The sequence below is a fragment of the Pseudomonas sp. AC239 genome, from assembly GCF_979258545.1.
The window spans coordinates 2,071,831-2,092,218 of sequence record NZ_OZ409864.1; the positions used below are offsets into that span (position 1 = coordinate 2,071,831).

General features: G+C 61.7%; 3 protein-coding genes. 1 reads left to right on the forward strand and 2 read right to left on the reverse strand.

Annotated features, from left to right (window positions below; all coding sequences use genetic code 11):
- Positions 1-11: 11 nt before the first annotated feature.
- Positions 12-1,958 (forward strand): cyclic di-GMP receptor LapD, encoded by a 1,947-nt coding sequence (lapD, locus tag ACZ0AZ_RS09635; RefSeq protein WP_463537270.1) that lies wholly within the window; start codon positions 12-14, stop codon positions 1,956-1,958.
- A gap of 116 nt (positions 1,959-2,074) precedes the next feature.
- Here the strand turns inward: lapD and ACZ0AZ_RS09640 are convergent, their stop codons facing one another.
- Entirely contained in the window at positions 2,075-2,413 is a 339-nt protein-coding gene (locus tag ACZ0AZ_RS09640; RefSeq protein ID WP_016772279.1) for a hypothetical protein, read from the reverse strand.
- A gap of 149 nt (positions 2,414-2,562) precedes the next feature.
- Positions 2,563-20,301: a LapA family giant adhesin gene (locus ACZ0AZ_RS09645; RefSeq protein ID WP_463537271.1), complete on the reverse strand. Its 17,739-nt coding sequence runs from the start codon at positions 20,299-20,301 to the stop codon at positions 2,563-2,565.
- Positions 20,302-20,388 lie beyond the last annotated feature (87 nt).

Consider the following 20,388-nt stretch of genomic DNA (forward strand, 5'->3'; position numbering starts at 1 on the left):
CACGCGCTCAGATGTCTTTGTTCAAACAGCTGTTGATCGCTATCTGTCTGTTCCTGGTCGTGGCCTTCACCGGCAGCTTCATGGTCAGTCTGGAGAGCTCGCGCACCCAGTACGTCAACCAGTTGCGCTCCCATGCGCAGGACGCGGCGACGGCGCTGGCGTTGTCGCTGACGCCGAATATCGACGACCCGGCGATGGTCGAGCTGCTGGTCAGCTCGATCTTCGACAGCGGTTATTACGCGAGCATCCGCATCGTCGACGTGAAGACCGACCAGACCATCGTCGAGCGCACTGGCACGCCGGCGGTGAGCAATGTGCCGGACTGGTTCGTCAAACTGATCGGCCTCGAGCCGGCCGGTGGCGATGCGCTGGTCAGCCGTGGCTGGGAGCAGGCGGCGCGGGTCGAGGTGATCAGCCATCCGATGTTCGCCGTGGCCAAGCTGTGGCAGAGCGCGCTGGGCAGCCTTGGCTGGTTGCTGATCTGCGGTACATTGAGCGCGGTGCTCGGCGCGCTGTTGCTGCGTCGGCAGTTGAAGCCCCTCGATTACATGGTCCAGCAGTCCCATGCGATTGCCCGCCGCGAGTTTCTCAGCCTGCCGGATCTGCCGCGCACGCCTGAATTGCGTCGCGTGGTGCAGGCGATGAATCAGATGGTCGAGAAGCTCAAGACCCTGTTCCAGGAGCAGGCCGAGCGCAGTGAAAAACTGCGTACCGAGTCTTATCAGGACAACCTCACAGGCCTGGCCAATCGCCGCTATTTCGAGATGCAACTGAACAACCGCGTGAGCAACCCGGAGCAGGCCAGTTCCGGTTATCTGCTGCTGTTGCGGGTCAAGGATCTGGCGGGGCTCAATCAGCGTCTCGGCGGCCAGCGCACTGATCAGTTGCTCAAGGCCGTCGGCGAGCAACTGACCCGCGAGTGCGCCAGATACCCGCAAACCCAAGACTTGGTAACGCGTATTCGCGGCGGTGAATTCGCCGTGCTCGCCCCCGGGCTGGTGCGCGAGGAAGCATTACAGTTGGCGCAGAATCTCGACAACGCCTTGAGCAGCCTGCACGCCACTGGCGCGACCGATGTGCCGGCGGTGGCTTCCATCGGGCTGGCGCCGTTTGCCCATGGTGATTCACCACAAGCGGTGCTGACCCTGGGCGATCAGGCGCTCGCACAGGCCGAAGGACAGGGCGAGCAGAATTGGGCGTGCATCGATCAGAGTCTGGTGGCGGAGGTCGGTGACGATCATCACGCCTGGCATCGACTGCTGGATCAGGCCTTGAGTCAGCAGCGTTTCGAGCTGTACTTCCAGCCGGTGGTCGCTGCGCAGGACACGCAACTGGTGCTGCATTACAAGGTGCTGTCACGCCTGCTCGACGGCCAGGGCCAGACCATTCCCGCCGGACGCTTCCTGCCTTGGCTGGAGCGCTTCGGCTGGACCGCACGGCTCGATCGGCTGATGCTTGAACGCGTGTTCGAGCAGATGAAAGGGCACGAGGATTCGCTGGCGCTGAACCTGTCCTCGGCAACGCTGGCCGACCCGCAGGCGCTGAACAAAGTCTTCGAGATTCTGCGCGCGCATTCCAATCTCGGCGCGCGGCTGACGCTGGAAATCGGTGAGGAGCAATTGCCTGAACAGGCAGTGCTGGAGCAGTTGACCCGACGCCTGCGCGAGCTCGGTTTCTCGCTGAGCCTGCAGCGCTTCGGCGGGCGCTTCAGCATGATCGGCAATCTGGCGCGGTTGGGTCTGGCGTACTTGAAGATCGATGGCAGCTACATCCGCGCGATCGATCAGGAGAGCGACAAGCGCCTGTTCATCGAAGCGATTCAGCGCGCGGCGCACAGCATCGATCTGCCGCTTATTGCCGAACGGGTCGAGACGGAAGGGGAGTTATCGGTGATTCGCGAGATGGGCCTGTATGGCGTGCAGGGGCAGTTGCTCGGTGAGCCGAAGCCCTGGAAGTAACTTGTCTTCAGTGATGCCGCCTTCGCGAGCAGGCTCGCTCCCACATTTGGAATGCATTCCAGTGTCGGAGCGAGCCTGCTCGCGAAAGGGCCAGTCCAGTCGGTGAAGATCCAGGATCAGATCAACCCGCCTTCATCCTCATCGATCAACTGGCTCAACCCGCCCAGCGCTTCACGCGCCTGGGTGCGGTCCATCAGTTTGGCCTGGGCCGCCGCCGGCAGGTCGGTGACGCGGATCACGCCTTTCTGGGTCAGCACCTGAATCAGGTCGTCGAGTACCCGAATCATTTCAAAGTCGCTCTGCTTGAGCTGTTTGAGGCTGTTTTCCACGGCTTCGTTGGCGTACCACGCCTGAATTTCATGGTTATCGGCGGGCAGCGTTTCCGTGGCCTCGGCGTACGCCGCAGCTTCCACGCGAATCAACTGGCCTTGCGCATCGCGTTGCACGTAAAACATTGAGCATCCCTCACAAATGAACAGCGTCATGCTGTCAGCAGCATAGCCAACTGCGCGCCAGTATGCGGGGCGACGATCAAATCGTCACCGCTGCATCGCCCGCAAACGCGACGGCCGCCTCACAGGAGGCGGCCGTTTTGGTTTCAGCCTCAGCTGTTGTTGTGGTCGACCTTGATGGTCGGATCGCTGCCGGCAATCAGGTTGTGCAGGTTGGCGCTCGCCCAGTTGTTGCCTTCCAGTTTGATCGTCACGTCCGGCGTGGCCGCAGCGGCATCGCCCGAGTTGAATTTGCCCGCCGAGCTGACTTGCAGCGACGACGTGCCATCGACCGTGGTGATCTTCAGGAAGTTGTCGATCGTGCTGCCGGTTTCGCCCTGCAACAGGTCGCGCAGGTCGATGCGGTCGCCTTCGCTGGCTTTGAAATCCTTGATCACGTCGTTACCGGTGTCGCCTGATTTCCAGACGAAGGTGTCGCCACCGGAACCGCCAATCAGGATGTCGTTGCCCTGACCGCCAATCAGCGTGTCGTTGCCAGTGCCGCCGAGCAGGATGTCATTGCCTTTGCCGCCGTCGAGCAGGTCGGTGCCACCCGAGCCGAACAGGATGTCATTGCCTGCGCCACCCAGCAGCGTGTCGTTGCCATCGTGCGCACCGGACACATCGAACGCCTGATAGTGCTCGGTGATGTACTGGTGCACGTTGCTGGTGCTGACTTTGCTGACATCGACGCCGGTTTCCTTGGCGACGAACGCCTGCATCGCCTGGTAACCCTCGCCGGCAATGCCGTTGAAGCTGACCAGATCGCCGAACAGGATGTCGTTGCCTTCGCCGCCGTTGACGGTGTCGTTACCTGGCATCGTCGCTTCGGTATGGCCGATGATCGAGTTGGCCAGATCCTTCGGATCGATGTTGGTTTGCGGCGTTTTGTCCGAGTCGTACGGCTTGAGGTCGTTGAGGCTGACGTCGTTGTTCAGGCCAATGGCTTCGACGTTCGACAATCCGCTCAACAAGGCAAAGCCGCTGGTCGAGTTGCTGGTGGTCGACGAGTTGGTGCTGTTACCGGTACCGGCCAGGTTCGACAGCTCGTAAGTGCCGTCACCCTGAGCGTGAATGGTGCCCAGATTGCTGCTGCTCCAGCCCCACCACGAACTGTAGGTCTGCAGAGTCACGGTGCCGGCACTGTTGATCGTCAATGCGTGAGTGTTGTCGATGTACGTGCTGAAGGTGTCGCCCGGCTTGTAGTTGCTGGTTTTCACCACGTCGTCGAGCTTCACATTGCCATACAGCGTCGGATTGGTTTGCTCGCCGGTCTGGTAATAGGTCGGCTGGCCATCAGTGATGAAGTACGTCAGGTTTTTCGCGCCGCTGTTGGCCACCGCGTCGGCACTCTGGAACCAGTTGGCCGTGGTCTTGAACACGTCCTCGTAGTTAGTGCCGCCACCGGAGCCCATCGAATCCAGCACGGCTTTGAGTTGCGCCAGCGCATTCGGGTCGTTGAGATTCACCGACACCGACTTGTTGACCTGGGTATCGAAGTCCACCAGGAAGATATTCACCGTGCCCGAATTGCTGCCGCCCAGACTTTGCTTGAGGCTGTTGAACACCGAGGTCAGCGAGTCTTTCGCAGCGTTAAGCGACGAGGCGCTCATGCTGCCCGAGCTGTCGACCATGAATGCGATGTTGTAATTGGTGCCCGGGACCACGGTCAGGCCGCCGATGTCAGCGACGATGATGTCATTGGCGTCGGTGCCGGTGACGTTGTCGTCACCCGAGGTGGCGGTGACCGCGTTGTACACCGCAGGCACTACCGTGACCGGAATGGTCGCGCTGCTGCTCGCCGAGCCGCCGACCTGTTCGGTGGACGTCGAGGTCACGGTCAGGTTGAACTGGCCGTTGTAGTAGGCCGGTGGGGTCACGGCCAGGGAACCGAGGTTCCAGCCGGTGACGTTGGCTTCGCCATTGCTCGCGGTGACGGTGAAGGTGTGACCCGCGCCATCGCTGAGCACCGAGCCGACCGGCGCGCCGCTGATCTTCACGCTCAGGGTTTCCGAGCCGTCGGTGTCGGTCAGCGCGGTGCTGATCGCCGACAGTTTCACCGTGGTGCCTTCGGCGCCGGTGTTGAGCTTGTAGCCGTCGTAATAGCCTTCGCCATTAGTGCCGTGCAGATCGGAGACGGTCACGCCCGAGTTGATCAGGTCCTGCACACCGGTGTAGATCGGCACGCCGGCGTTGCTCAGATCGATCGGCGTGCCGCCGTTGACCGACAGGTTGACGTCGTAGCTGCCCGGGCCGCTCTGGTTGTGGTGGTAGATGTCGAGGGTGTAGTAGCCGCTGGTGGTCGGGGTGAACGAACCATTGATCGCACCGCCCGCGCCCCAGGTACCGGAAGCCACGTTCTTGCCGCCGATGGTGATCAGCAGGCTGTCATCGGCCACGCCGCTGAAGCTGTAGGTCTTGCCGGCTTCCAGATAGATCAGGCCAGAGGTCTTCGAAGCCGTACCGGCCGCGACGCTGCCATCGGACTGCACATTGGTGATGTTACCGCTGGAGTTCGGCTTGCCAGCCGCATCGATCACACTTTTCAGAGTGGTCGAGTTCGCGCCGCTGCCGTCGGTGCCCAGGCCCGACAGACCGGTCCAGACTTCCTTGATCAGGCCGGTGGATTTCACACTGTTGTCAGCCACGGCTAAGGTCGGCGCATCCGCCACTGGCGTGATGTCGATCTTCACTGTGCCGGTGCTGCCCAGCGCCTGGCCGTCGGTAGGCTGGAACTTGATCTGTGCGTAATCCGCCTGATTGTTGCCCAGACCGGTGCCGCCGTAACCGTTGGTGCCCGACTCGTTGGCATCCGGCAGGAAACGCAGCTTGCCGGCGTCGATGTCGGCCTTGCTGAAGGTCTGGTTGTTGGCCACATCCTTCCAGGTCGAACCGTCCAGATACTGCAGTTTGCCCTCGCCCGGCAGCTGCGTGATCTTGATTCCGAGGCTGCTCGCCGGGCTGTCGACATCGCTGACGCCAAAGGTCGACCAGCCGAGTACCAGCGGCGTGTCTTCGGTGCCGGTGACATTGCTCGGCGCGGCGACCGGTGCATCGTTGACCGCCACCACGTTGACCGTGGTCGTCGCGGTGTTCGAGTAGTTGCCGCCATCGGTCACCGTCACGGTGATGATGCGTGGCACGGTGCTCGGGTTTTCGCTGCTGTTGGTGAAGCTGATGTTCTTGATGGCCTGCATGTAGTCGGCCAGGGTCGCGTTACCCGAGAGGGTCAGGGTCACCGTGCCGTTGGTGCTGTTGGCATTGATGGTGATGCCATTGACGCTGTTGCCCAGATTCAGCGCATCGCCGTCCTGACGGTTGGTCAGCACCACGGTGGCCCCGGTCAGCATCGTGCTGTCCGGGTCGGTGATGCTGATGTCGGTGTCAGCGATCGACACGCCGGCGCCCGGGGTGTTCTCGGTGAACGTCACTTTGTAATCGGCACCGGTCGCACCGCTGGAGTTGTTGGCATCCAGATCGAGTACCGGAGGTGCATCGTTATCGATGATCGAGGTGCTGACGCTGCCATTGGTGCTGCTGACCGCGAGGTTCTCGAAGTTGCCGCCGGTAGCCGAATCGATCTTGACCACGAAGTTCTCGGTGCCTTCGGTGATCTTGTCATCGAGGGTGGCGACGTTGAACTGCGCGCTGCTGGCGCCCGCCGGGATCTTCACGGTGTACACGCCAGTGAAGTCCGAACCGTCGGCGGCGGTGCCGCTGTAGACGATTTTCAGGGTCACTTCGGTCTGCGCCGGGTGATTGAGGCTGACGGTATAGCTGGCGGTCTGGCCTTCGGTCACCGAGCTGCTGCCAGTGATGCTGACGGTAGTGGTGTCGACGGTGTCGGTGACGCTGGTCACTGCTGGCGTGGTGCTCGGTACCAGTTTTTCGAAGCTGCCTCCGGTGGCGCTGCTGATGGTCGCCTGCACGGTGCCGGCGTCTTTGTAGACGTCGTCAGCTGGCGCTGGAACGTTCACCGTGCCGGTGGTTTCGCCAGCCTTGATGGTGATCACGGCGCCGTTCGACAAGGTTACGGTCACTGGCGAGCCAGCGGCGTTGGTCAGGGTCGCGGTGTAAGTGATCTGGCCACCTTCAGCCACCGAGTTTGTTGCCGACAGCGACAGGCTGGTGGTGTCGACGGTGTCGGTCACGGTGGTGCTGACCGGCGTTTTGTCGGCGACGAGGTTTTCGAAGTTGCCGCCGCTGACGTTGGTGATCGAGTTGGTCAACGGAGCGTTGCCGGTCAGCGCATCGTTCGGTGCGATGGCCGTTACGGTGCCGGTGGTCTGGCCGACCGCGATCGTGATGTTCTGGCCGTTGGCCAACGTTACGACAACTGGCGAACCGGTGACGGGGGCGCCGACGGTTGCGGTGTAGACGACATTGCCGCCTTCTGCCGCTGTGGCGGTTGCGCTAAGTTTTACGGTGGTGGTGTCGATGGTGTCCGTAACATTGGTCACGGCAGGTGTGCTGCTGGTCACCAAATTTTCGAAGTTGCCGCCAGTGGCTTTGCTGATGGTTGCCTGCACGGAACCGGCATCTTTATAGACGTCGTCGGACGGTGCCGGAACGGTGGCGGTGCCGGTGGTTTCACCGGCCTTGATGGTGATCACGGCACCGTTCGACAAGGTCACGGTTACAGGCGAGCCAGCGGCGTTGGTCAATGTCGCGGTGTAGGTGATCTGGCCACCTTCAGCCACCGAATTGCTGGCGCTCAGGGACAGGTTGGTTGTGTCGGCAACATCCGTAACTGCGGTCGATACCGGAGTTTTGTCCGCCACCAGATTTTCGAAGTTGCCGCCGCTGACGTTGGTGATCGCGTTGGTGATCGGCGCGTGGCCGGTCAGTGCATCGTTCGAAGCAACAGCGGTTGCAGTGCCAGTGGTCTGACCGACGCCGATGGTGATGGTCTGGCCGTTGGCCAAAGTGACCACCACTGGCGAGCCGGTAACTGGCGCACCGACAGTGGCGGTGTAAGTTACAGTGCCGCCCTCGGTAACTGAGGTGTCTGCAGTCAGCTTCACCGTTGAAGTATCGATGGTGTCGGTGACCTGAGTAACCGCTGGCGTAGTGCTTGGTACCAGGTTCTCGAAGTTGCCACCGGTAGCGCTGGTGATCGTCGCCTGCACGGAACCGGCGTCTTTATAGACGTCATCCGACGGTGCTGGAACGGTTGCGGTGCCGGTGGTTTCGCCAGCCTTGATGGTGATCACGGCGCCGTTCGACAAAGTCACGGTCACTGGTGAGCCAGCGGCGTTGGTCAGTGTCGCGGTGTAAGTGATCTGACCACCTTCGGCCACGGAGCCAGTCGCACTCAGCGACAGGTTAGTAGTGTCGGCAACATCGGTAACTGCGGTCGAAACCGGAGTTTTGTCCGCAACCAGATTTTCGAAGTTGCCGCCGCTGACGTTGGTGATCGCGTTGGTGATCGGCGCGTGGCCGGTCAGTGCATCGTTCGAAGCAACAGCGGTTGCAGTGCCAGTGGTCTGACCGACGCCGATGGTGATGGTCTGGCCGTTGGCCAAAGTGACCACCACTGGCGAGCCGGTAACTGGCGCACCGACAGTGGCGGTGTAAGTCACCGTACCGCCCTCGGTAACTGAGGTGTCTGCAGTCAGTTTGACGGTCGAAGTATCGATGGTGTCGGTGACCTGAGTAACCGCTGGCGTAGTGCTTGGTACCAGGTTCTCGAAGTTGCCACCGGTAGCGCTGGTGATCGTCGCCTGCACGGAACCGGCATCTTTATAGACGTCGTCGGACGGGGCTGCCACGTTCACGGTGCCGCTGGTTTCGCCAGCCTTGATGGTGATGACGGCGCCGTTCGACAACGTCACGGTCACTGGCGAGCCAGCGGCGTTGGTCAATGTCGCGGTGTAGGTGATCTGGCCACCCTCGGCAACCGAATTGGTGGCGCTCAAGGTCAGATTGGTGGTGTCGACGGTGTCAGTCACGGTGGTGCTGACTGGGGTCTTATCGGCGACGAGGTTTTCGAAATTGCCGCCGCTGACGTTGGTGATCGCATTGGTGATCGGCGCGTGGCCGGTCAGTGCATCGTTCGAAGCAACAGCGGTTGCAGTGCCAGTGGTCTGACCGACGCCGATGGTGATGGTCTGGCCGTTAGTCAGAGTCACCACGACAGGCGAACCGGTTACCGGCGCGCCGACGGTGGCGGTGTAAGTCACGGTGCCGCCTTCGGCTACCGAAGTATCGGCCGTCAGTTTGACGGTCGAAGTGTCGATGGTGTCGGTGACCGTCGTGACGGCCGGAGCTGTGCTCGGAACAAGGTTCTCGAAATTGCCACCGGTGGCGCTGGTGATCGTCGCCTGCACGGAACCGGCATCTTTGTAGACGTCATCGGACGGTGCCGCAACGGTTGCGGTGCCGGTGGTTTCGCCAGCCTTGATGGTGATGACGGCGCCGTTCGACAAGGTCACGGTCACTGGCGAACCAGCGGCGTTGGTCAATGTCGCGGTGTAGGTGATCTGGCCACCCTCGGCAACCGAATTGGTGGCGCTCAAGGTCAGATTGGTGGTGTCGACGGTGTCAGTCACGGTGGTGCTGACTGGGGTCTTATCGGCGACGAGGTTTTCGAAATTGCCGCCGCTGACGTTGGTGATCGCATTGGTGATCGGCGCGTGGCCGGTCAGTGCATCGTTCGAAGCAACAGCGGTTGCAGTGCCAGTGGTCTGACCGACGCCGATGGTGATGGTCTGGCCGTTAGTCAGAGTCACCACGACAGGCGAACCGGTTACCGGCGCGCCGACGGTGGCGGTGTAAGTCACGGTGCCGCCTTCGGCTACCGAAGTATCGGCCGTCAGTTTGACGGTCGAAGTGTCGATGGTGTCGGTGACCGTCGTGACGGCCGGAGCTGTGCTCGGAACAAGGTTCTCGAAATTGCCACCGGTGGCGCTGGTGATCGTCGCCTGCACGGAACCGGCATCTTTGTAGACGTCATCGGACGGTGCCGCAATGGTTGCGGTGCCGGTGGTTTCGCCAGCCTTGATGGTGATCACTGCACCGTTCGACAGGGTCACGGTCACTGGCGAGCCTGCGGCGTTGGTCAATGTCGCGGTGTAGGTGATCTGGCCACCTTCGGCAACCGAATTGGTGGCGCTCAAGGTCAGATTGGTGGTGTCGACGGTGTCAGTCACGGTGGTGCTGACTGGGGTCTTATCGGCGACGAGGTTTTCGAAATTGCCGCCGCTGACGTTGGTGATCGCATTGGTGATCGGCGCGTGGCCGGTCAGCGCGTCATTCGACGCAACAGCGGTTGCCGTGCCAGTAGTCTGACCGACGCCGATGGTGATGGTCTGGCCGTTGGCCAGAGTCACGACGACCGGCGAACCGGTTACCGGCGCGCCGACGGTGGCGGTGTAAGTCACGGTGCCGCCTTCGGCTACCGAAGTGTCGGCCGTCAGTTTGACTGTCGAAGTATCGATGGTGTCGGTGACCTGGGTAACCGCTGGCGTAGTGCTTGGTACCAGGTTCTCGAAGTTGCCACCGGTAGCGCTGGTGATCGTCGCCTGTACGGAACCGGCGTCTTTATAGACGTCGTCGGACGGGGCTGCCACGTTCACGGTGCCGGTGGTTTCGCCAGCCTTGATGGTGATCACGGCGCCGTTCGACAAAGTCACGGTTACAGGCGAGCCAGCGGCGTTGGTCAATGTCGCGGTGTACGTGATCTGGCCACCTTCAGCCACCGAATTGCTGGCGCTCAGGGACAGATTTGTAGTGTCGGTAACTTCGGTGACTGCAGTCGAAACCGGTGTTTTATCCGCCACCAGATCTTCGAAGTTGCCACCGCTCACGCCAGTGATCGAGTTGGTGATCGGCGCATTCCCGATCAGCGCATCGTTCGCAGCAACAGCGGTAGCAGTGCCAGTAGTCTGACCGACGCCGATGGTGATTGTCTGGCCGTTGGCCAAAGTCACGACGACAGGCGAACCGGTAACCGGAGCGCCGACGGTGGCGGTGTAGGTGACAATGCCGCCTTCAGCCACCGAAGTATCGGCGGTCAATTTGACCGTCGAAGTGTCGATGGTGTCGGTGACTTGGGTGATCGCTGGCGTAGTGCTCGGAACGAGGTTCTCGAAGTTGCCACCGGTCGCGGTTTTAATCGTTGCCTGCACCGAGCCGGCATCTTTGTAGACGTCATCGGACGGTGCCGGAACGGTGGCGGTGCCAGTGGTTTCACCGGCCTTGATGGTGATCACAGCGCCGTTCGACAAGGTTACGGTCACAGGCGAGCCTGCGGCGTTGGTCAGTGTCGCGGTGTAAGTAATCTGCCCACCTTCGGCCACGGAGCCAGTCGCACTCAGCGACAGGTTAGTAGTGTCGGCAACATCGGTAACTGCGGTCGAAACCGGAGTTTTATCCGCCACCAGATCTTCGAAGTTGCCACCGCTCACGCCAGTGATCGAGTTGGTGATCGGCGCATTCCCGGTCAGCGCATCGTTCGCAGCAACAGCGGTAGCAGTGCCAGTAGTCTGACCGACGCCGATGGTGATGGTCTGGCCGTTGGCCAAAGTGACCACCACTGGCGAGCCGGTAACTGGCGCACCGACCGTGGCGGTGTAAGTCACAGTGCCGCCTTCAGCAACCGAGGTATCGGCGGTCAGTTTGACCGTCGAGGTGTCGATGGTGTCGGTAACCGTCGTTACGGCCGGAGCAGTGCTCGGAACAAGGTTCTCGAAGTTGCCACCGGTAGCGCTGGTGATCGTCGCCTGGACGGAACCGGCGTCTTTGTAGACGTCATCGGATGGTGCAGGAACAGTTGCGGTGCCGGTGGTTTCGCCAGCCTTGATGGTGATCACGGCACCGTTCGACAAGGTTACGGTCACAGGCGAGCCTGCGGCGTTGGTCAGTGTCGCGGTGTAAGTAATCTGCCCACCTTCGGCCACGGAGCCAGTCGCACTCAGCGACAGGTTAGTGGTGTCGGCAACGTCAGTGACAGAAGTCGAAACCGGAGTTTTATCCGCCACCAGATTTTCGAAATTGCCGCCGGTTACGTTGGTGATCGCGTTGGTGATCGGCGCGTGGCCGGTCAGTGCATCGTTCGAAGCAACAGCGGTTGCAGTGCCAGTGGTCTGACCGACGCCGATGGTGATGGTCTGGCCGTTGGCCAAAGTGACCACCACTGGCGAGCCGGTAACCGGTGCGCCCACGGTTGCGGTGTAAGTCACGGTGCCGCCTTCGGCCACCGAGGTATCGGCGGTCAGTTTGACGGTCGAAGTGTCGATGGTGTCAGTGACCTGAGTAACCGCTGGCGTAGTGCTTGGTACCAGGTTCTCGAAATTGCCACCGGTCGCGCTGGTGATCGTCGCCTGGACGGAACCGGCGTCTTTATAGACGTCATCGGATGGTCCAGGAACAGTTGCGGTGCCGGCGGTTTCGCCAGCCTTGATGGTGATCACGGCACCGTTCGACAGGGTGACTGTCACTGGCGAGCCAGCGGCGTTGGTCAGTGTCGCGGTGTACGTGATCTGGCCACCTTCAGCCACCGAATTGCTGGCGCTCAGGGACAGGTTGGTTGTGTCGGCAACATCCGCAACTGCGGTCGATACAGGCGTTTTGTCCGCCACCAGATTTTCGAAGTTGCCGCCGCTGACGTTGGTGATCGCGTTGGTGATCGGCGCGTGGCCGGTCAGTGCATCGTTCGAAGCAACAGCGGTTGCAGTGCCAGTGGTCTGACCGACGCCGATGGTGATGGTCTGGCCGTTGGCCAAAGTCACGACGACCGGCGAACCGGTAACTGGCGCGCCGACGGTTGCGGTGTAAGTCACGGTGCCGCCTTCAGCAACCGAGGTATCGGCGGTCAGTTTGACCGTCGACGTGTCGATGGTGTCGGTGACCTGGGTAACCGCTGGCGTAGTGCTCGGAACGAGGTTCTCGAAGTTGCCACCGGTAGCGCTGGTGATCGTCGCCTGGACGGAACCGGCGTCTTTATAGACGTCATCGGATGGTGCAGGAACAGTTGCGGTGCCGGTGGTTTCGCCAGCCTTGATGGTGATCACGGCACCGTTCGACAGGGTCACGGTTACTGGTGAGCCAGCGGCGTTGGTCAGGGTCGCGGTGTAGGTGATCTGGCCACCTTCAGCCACCGAATTGCTGGCGCTCAGGGACAGGTTGGTTGTGTCGGCAACATCCGTAACTGCGGTCGATACAGGCGTTTTGTCCGCCACCAGATTTTCGAAATTGCCGCCGCTCACGCCAGTGATTGAGTTGGTGATCGGCGCGTTGCCGGCCAGCGCATCGTTCGCAGCAACAGCGGTTGCAGTGCCAGTGGTCTGACCGACGCCGATGGTGATGGTCTGGCCGTTGGCCAGAGTCACGACGACCGGCGAACCGGTAACTGGCGCACCGACCGTGGCGGTGTAAGTCACAGTGCCGCCTTCAGCCACCGAAGTATCAGCAGTCAGTTTGACGGTCGAGGTATCGATGGTGTCGGTGACAGTCGTCACGGCTGGAGCAGTGCTCGGTACCAGGTTCTCGAAGTTGCCACCGGTAGCGCTGGTGATCGTTGCCTGCACAGAGCCGGCGTCTTTGTAGACGTCATCGGACGGTGCAGGAACGGTTGCGGTGCCAGTGGTTTCGCCAGCCTTGATGGTGATCACAGCACCGTTCGACAGAGTCACGGTTACTGGCGAGCCAGCGGCGTTGGTCAGAGTCGCGGTGTAAGTAATCTGGCCACCTTCTGCCACCGACTTGCTGGCGCTCAAGGACAGATTTGTCGTGTCGGCAACGTCGGTGACAGAAGTCGAGACCGGAGTTTTGTCCGCCACCAGATTTTCGAAATTGCCACCGGTCACGCCAGTGATCGAGTTGGTGATCGGAGCATTACCGGCCAACGCATCGTTCGCAGCAACAGCAGTTGCAGTGCCAGTGGTCTGGCCGACGCCGATGGTGATGGTCTGACCGTTGGCAAGCGTAACGACAACTGGTGAGCCGGTAACCGGAGCGCCGACGGTGGCGGTGTAGGTGACAGTGCCGCCCTCAGCCACCGAAGTATCGGCGGTCAGTTTGACCGTCGAAGTGTCGATGGTATCGGTGACATTCGTCACCGCTGGAACCGCGCTCGGAACAAGGTTCTCGAAGTTGCCGCCGGTCGCACCTTCAATGGTCACTTCGACTTTGCCGGCATCTTTATAGACGTCGTCTTTCGGTGCGTCGACGGTCACGGTGCCGGTAGTTTTACCCGCGTCGATGGTGATCGTGGCGCCGTTCGACAGGATCACAGTCACCGGTGTGCCGGCCGGGTTGGTCAGCGTTGCGGTGTAGGTGATCTGGCCGCCTTCGGCGACCGAATCGCTGGCGGTCAGGTTCAGGTTGGTGGTGTCGGTGGTGTCCGATATCACGGTGTCGGCGGGCTTGCCGTCGACCACGAGTTTTTCGTAGTTGCCACCGGTGGCGCCGTCGATGGTCACGCTCAGCGAGCTGCCGCCCGCCAGCGGGCTGTTCGGCGCGACGTAGTTGACGCTGCCGGTGGTTTCGCCAACAGCGATGGTGATGGTCTGGCCGTTGGAAAGGCTCCCCACCACCGGCGAACCGGTCACTGGCGCGCCCACGGTGGCGGTGTAGACCACGGTTTCGCCTTCGGCAACGTTCGCGGTTGCGCTCAGCGACACGGTGGAAGTGTCGATGGTGTCGTTGACCGTGGTCACCACCGGCTCTTTGCTGGTGACGAGGTTTTCGAAGTTGCCGCCGGTTGCGCTCTGGATGGTCGCTTCAACGCTGCCGGCGTCTTTGTAGACGTCGTCTTTCGGAGCATCGACCGTCACGCTGCCGCTGGTTTTGCCGGCCTCGATGAGGATGGTCGCACCGTTCGAAAGAGTCACGGTGACCGGTGTGCCGGCGGCGTTGCTCAGGGTTGCGGTGTAGGTAATCTGGCCGCCTTCGTTCACCGCGCCGGTCGCGCTGAGCGACAGGTTGGTGGTGTCGACGGTGTCGGTCACGGTCGTGCTGACCGGGGTCTGATCGGCAACAAGGTTTTCGAAGTTGCCGCCGCTGACGTTGGTGATCGAGTTGGTCAGCGGCGCGTGGCCGGCGAGGACGTCGTTCGGCGCGGTAGTGCTCACGCTGCCGCTGATCTTGCCGACTTCGATGGTGATGTTCTGACCGTTGGCCAGAGTCACGACCACAGGCGAACCGGTAACCGGAGCGCCCACGGTGGCGGTGTAGGTGACGGTGCCACCTTCGGCCGCGGTTTCGGTGGCGGTCAGTTTGACCGTCGAGGTGTCGACGGTGTCGGTGACATCAGTAACCGCTGGCGTGGTGCTCGGCACCAGGTTTTCAAAGTTGCCGCCGGTGGCATCCTTGATCGTGACTTCAACTTTTCCGGCGTCTTTGTAGACGTCATCGGCAGGTGCCGGAACGGTGACGGTGCCGCTGGTTTTGCCGGCCTCGATAGTGATCACCGCGCCGTTGCTCAGATTCACGGTCACCGGCGTGCCGGCCGGGTTGCTCAGAGTCGCGGTGTAGACAATCGAACCGCCCTCGGCCACAGAGCCGGTCGCGGACAGCGACAGGTTGGTGGTGTCGGCGACGTCAGTCACCGAGGTCACCGCCGGGGTCTGGTCAGCCACGAGATTTTCGTAATTGCCACCGCTGGCGCCGTCGATTTTCACGCTCAGGGTGTTGCCGCCGGCCTGTGCATCGTTCGGCGCGGTGAAGTTGACGCTGGCACTGCTGGCGCCAACCGGAATGGTGATGGTCTGGCCGTTGGACAGGGTCACCAGCACTGGCGAGCCAGTGACCGGTGCGGTCACCGACGCGGTGTAGACAACCACGCCGCCTTCTACCGCGCTGGCGCTGGCAGTCAGCGAAACAGTGCTGTTGTCGATGGTGTCGGTGACATCAGTTACCGCAGGAGTCTTGTCGATCAGCAGATTTTCAAAATTACCGCCGCTGGTTTTGGTGATGCTCGCATCGACCTTGCCGGCGTCCTTGTACACGTCATCGCCAGGCGCGGCGACGGTCGCAGTGCCAGTGCTCGCACCCTTGGCAATGTTGATTACCGCGCCGTTGCTCAGGGTCACGCTCATGGCGGTGCCGGCCGGATTGCTCAGGGTCGCCGTGTAGACGATCGAGCCGCCCTCGGCAACGCTGCCGGTGGCGCTCAGGCTGATGTTGGTGGTGTCGACGGCGTCGGTGACTTTGGTCACCACAGCCGAACGATCGGCCTCGACGCGCTCGAAATTGCCGCCGCTGTGGCTGGCGATCGCCGTCCGCACGTTGCTGCCATCGATGTACGGGGTGTTGGCGGGCGCCGGGAAATTCACCGAGCCGCTGGTAGCGCCGGCCGCGATGTTGATCACCGCGCCGTTGGCCAGGGTCACGGTCATCGCAGTGCCGGTCGGGTTGCTCAAGGTCGCGGTGTAGGTGATCTGGCCACCTTCGCTGACGGTATCGCTGGCGGTCAGGGTCAGTGCGGTTGTGTCGACCGTGTCGTTGACCGTCGTGCTGACCGGGGTCTTGCTGACGTCGAGTTTTTCGAAGTTACCGCCGCTGGCGTCGGTCATGGTTACGGTGAGCTTGCTGACGTCCTTGTAGACGTCATCGCTCGGTGCGGCAATCGTCACCGAACCGCTGGTCTTGCCGGCTTCGATGGTAATGGTCTGGCCATTGCTCAGGTTGACGGTTACCGGCGTCTGCGCGGCGTTGGTCAACGTTGCGGTGTAAGTGATCGAAGAGCCTTCGAGCACGTAGCTTTCCGCGCTGAGGGTCAGGTGCGTGGTGTTGACCGTGTCGGCAACATTGGTCACCGCCGGCGTCGGGTTGGGTACCAGGCTTTCGAAGTTGCCACCGGTGGCGTCCTTGATCGTCACTTCGACTTTGCCGGCGTCTTTGTAGACGTCATCGGCCGGCGCCGGAACGGTCACGGTGCCGGTGGTCTTGCCGGCTTCAATGGTGATGACCGAGCCGTTGCTCAGATTCACGGTCACAGGCGTACCGGCCGGATTGCTCAGCGTCGCGGTGTAGGTGATCTGCCCGCCTTCGTTGACATTGCCGGTCGCAGTCAGCGCAACGCTGGTGGTGTCGACGGTGTCGGTCACGGTGGTGCTGACCGGAGTCTTGTCGGCGACCAGATTTTCGTAGTTGCCGCCGCTGACGTTGGTGATCGAGTTGGTCAGCGGTGCGTGACCGATCTGCACGTCATTCGATACCGGGGCGGTGACGCTGCCGGTGGTCTGGCCGACGGCGATGGTGATGTTCTGGCCGTTGGCCAGGGTCACGACAACCGGCGTGCCGGTGACAGGCGCGCCGACAGTGGCGGTGTAGGTGACGGTGCCGCCTTCGGCCACTGAAGTATCAGCAGTCAGTTTGACGGTCGAGGTGTCGATGGTGTCAGTGACCTGAGTAACCGCTGGCGTAGTGCTCGGAACGAGGTTCTCGAAGTTGCCACCGGTAGCGCTGGTGATCGTCGCCTGGACGGAACCGGCGTCTTTATAGACGTCATCGGACGGTGCTGGAACGGTTGCGGTGCCGGTGGTTTCGCCTGCTTTGATGGTAATCACAGCGCCGTTCGACAAGGTCACGGTCACTGGCGAGCCAGCGGCGTTGGTCAAAGTCGCGGTGTAAGTAATCTGGCCGCCTTCAGCCACGGAAGCGGTCGCGCTCAGCGACAGATTGGTGGTGTCGGCAACGTCGGTGACGGAGGTCGACACTGGAGTTTTGTCCGCCACCAGATCTTCGTAGTTGCCACCGCTTACGCCAGTGATCGAGTTGGTCAGCGGAGCGTTGCCGGTCAAGGCATCGTTCGGTGCGGTGTAGGTCACGGAGCCAGTGGTCTGGCCGACAGCGATGGTGATGTTCTGACCGTTAGCCAGAGTCACGACCACAGGCGAGCCGGTGACCGGAGCGCCGACGGTGGCGGTGTAAGTCACGGTGCCGCCTTCAGCGACCGAAGTATCGGCGGTCAGCTTGACCGTCGAAGTGTCGATGGTGTCGGTGACTGTTGTCACGGCTGGCGCAGTGCTTGGAACCAGGTTCTCGAAATTGCCACCGGTAGCGCTGGTGATCGTCGCCTGCACGGAACCGGCATCTTTATAGACGTCATCGGACGGTGCAGCAACGGTTGCTGTGCCGGTGGTTTCGCCTGCTTTGATGGTAATCACAGCGCCGTTCGACAAGGTCACGGTCACTGGCGAGCCAGCTGCGTTTGTCAGCGTCGCGGTGTAAGTGATCTGGCCGCCTTCGGCCACGGAACCGCTGGCGCTGAGGCTCAGCCCGGTGTCATCGACCGAGTCGGTGATGGTGGTCACCGCAGGCGTCGCGTTCGGCACCAGGTTTTCGAAATTACCACCGGTAGCGCCAGTGATCGTTGTGCTGACGGTGCTGCCGTTGTTGTAAACGTCGTTGGCCGCAGTCGGCACGTTGACGGTGCCGACTGTTTCGCCAGCCGCGATGGTGATGGTCGAACCGTTCGACAGAGTGACGGTTACCGGTGTTTGTGCCGGGTTGGTCAGTGTCGCGGTGTAGGTGATCTGACCGCCTTCAACGATGTTGTTGGTCGCGGTCAGCGTCACGCCAGTGTTGTCGACCGAATCGGTAATCGTGGTGACCGCTGGCGTCGCGTTCGGCACCAGATTTTCGAAGTTGCCACCGGTCGCGCTGGTAATGGAGGTGCTGACGGTGCTGCCGTTGTTGTAGACGTCATTGGCCGCAGTCGGCACGTTGACGGTGCCAACGGTCTCGCCGGCCGCAATGGTGATGGTCGAGCCGTTCGACAGGGTGACGGTTACCGGGGTTTGCGCCGGGTTGGTCAGGGTCGCGGTGTAGGTGATCTGACCGCCTTCAACGATGTTGTTGGTCGCAGTCAGGGTCAGGCCGGTGTTGTCGACCGAATCTGTGATGGTGGTAACGGCTGGCGTGGTGTTTGGCACCAGGTTTTCAAAGTTGCCACCGGTAGCGCCAGTGATCGTGGTGCTGACGGTGCTGCCGTTGTTGTAAACGTCGTTGGCCGCAGTCGGCACGTTCACGGTGCCAACGGTCTCGCCGGCCGCAATGGTGATGGTCGAGCCGTTCGACAGGGTGACGGTTACCGGGGTTTGCGCTGGGTTGGTCAAGGTCGCGGTGTAAGTGATCTGACCGCCTTCAACAATGTTGTTGGTCGCGGTCAGGGTCAGGCCGGTGTTGTCGACCGAATCGGTAATCGTGGTGACCGCTGGCGTCGCGTTCGGCACCAGGTTTTCGAAATTACCACCGGTAGCGCCAGTGATCGTTGTGCTGACGGTGCTGCCATTGTTGTAAACGTCATTGGCCGCAGTCGGCACGTTGACGGTGCCAACGGTCTCGCCGGCCGCAATGGTGATGGTCGAGCCGTTCGACAGGGTGACCGTTACCGGGGTTTGCGCCGGGTTGGTCAGTGTCGCGGTGTAGGTGATCTGACCGCCTTCAACGATGTTGTTGGTCGCGGTCAGGGTCAGGCCGGTGTTGTCGACCGAATCAGTGATCGTGGTAACGGCAGGTGTGGTGTTCGGCACCAGGTTTTCGAAATTGCCACCGGTAGCGCCAGTGATCGTGGTGCTGACGGTGCTGCCGTTGTTGTAAACGTCGTTGGCCGCAGTCGGCACGTTCACGGTGCCAACGGTCTCGCCGGCCGCAATGGTGATGGTCGAGCCGTTCGACAGGGTGACGGTTACCGGGGTTTGCGCAGGGTTGGTCAAGGTCGCGGTGTAGGTGATCTGACCGCCTTCGACGATATTGTTGGTCGCAGTGAGGGTCAGTCCGGTGTTGTCGACCGAATCAGTGATCGTGGTAACGGCAGGTGTGGTGTTCGGCACCAGGTTTTCGAAATTGCCACCGGTAGCGCCAGTGATCGTGGTGCTGACGGTGCTGCCATTGTTATAGACGTCATTGGCCGGCGTCGTCACGTTGACGGTGCCGGTAGTCTGGCCCGCGCCGATGGTAATGGTCGAACCGTTCGACAGGGTGACGGTTACCGGGGTTTGTGCCGGGTTGGTCAACGTCGCCGTATAGGTAATCTGACCGCCCTCAGTCACGCTTGAGCCAGCCGTCAATGTAACAGTGGTGGTGTCGACGGTGTCAGTCACTTGCGTGGTCGCCGGGACGGTCGGCGGGGTCACGGTAATTCCGTTGCCGCCGCTGGTGCCGGTGACGGTCACGTCGATTTGGGTCGGGTCGTTGTAGACCGTGTCGTTCGGCGCCAGCGGCACGTTTACGGTGCCGGTGGTGGCGCCGGCCGGGATGACGATCACTGCGCCATTGGACAGGGTGATGGTCAGGTCGGTCAGCGGCGCCTGGGTCAGGGTCGCGGTGTACACCAGCACGCCGCCGGCTTCGGTGATGGTCGGCGTGGCGCTGAGGCTCAGGGTCGAGTCACGCAGCGCGTTGGTGGTGGTGTCGGTGGTCAGGCCGCCGGTGGTGTCCTGCGCGACTTGGCCGGCAGAATTGATGCCCGCCGTCGGAAAGCCAATGGTCGGATCGACGCGGCCAGCGGTGGCGTCGAGCATGACAAAACTGTGACCACCACCGGCGGCGCCACCGGTACCTGCGGCGGTCGGGCCGGCCGCAGTGGATTCAAGTGCGGTGGTCGGGTCGACACCAGCGGCAATGGCTTGCTGCAGTTCTTCTACAGAAGGCGCAGCCTGCGCCGTGGCTTCGGCCAGGTCAGTGCTGGAATCAGGCGAGCTGGCGCTCCACTGGGTGTCGCGGCCCAGATCGAGCATGCGGCCATCGGCCAGTTCCAGCGACACCGCGCCGGACAGACCGGTATCGATCTGGTCGCCGACATACAGGCGATCGCCTTCAACGATTACGCGACGCACGCCCTCTGGGGACACCACGAAAACCTGACCGACAATGCTTTTGACGACGGCAACAACACTGCTCATTGAAGACTCTCCGGGGTGTCACATTCAGTTGACTTCCATGGGCCTGACGGGCGTCGGCGCCACTTCAGTCTGGACGTACTTTATATA